Here is a 542-nt window from a genome sequence, read left to right as displayed (position 1 = left end):
GAAGCTCTGCATCTGCATTGTCACCTTCAACAAAATCATCATAAAGTGCTACAGGCGCAGAATCTGTACCGCCAAGAGCTACGTTTACTGCGGTTTCTGCAGCTTCTAAATCACCACCATTTTTTTCAGCTTCAATTGCCACTAGGTCAGTGATTGGTGAAATAACTTTTGATGATGTCGGTGCGCGGAACACAAGCTCATGAGCCATAGCTTGAGATGGGTGGTCCATGTCGATCGTGTATTTGCCAGCAACTTCAAACTCATCGTTATTGTGTGCAATAAGTGCTTGTTGAACTGTACCGCCCGGAGTAAGGGTTTGTAGTGCTAGAGCGCCTTCAATAGAGTTTGGTACGGTGATTTGACCATTAGTATCAGTCAAGCCAAATACAAGGTCTGCGCCTTCAGTTCCAAGTGCATCGATATCAAGTTGACCATTGTTGTTTGTATCTTGGAAGGCAATTGCTTGATTAAAGTAACCATCAAAACCAGTAATCACCACACCACCTGGTGCAGCACCAGAACTATCACCATCTGAACCACCA

1 pseudogene is annotated in these 542 nt (G+C 44.6%); it reads right to left on the bottom strand.

The window, feature by feature from the left end:
• Positions 1-542 (bottom strand): annotated as a pseudogene (locus KIV40_RS31645) (hypothetical protein); the annotation flags it as partial.

The organism is Vibrio sp. D173a, from assembly GCF_030248475.1.
Note: the sequence above shows the minus strand (reverse complement) of the source record. Positions and strands in the feature narration are given on the sequence as shown.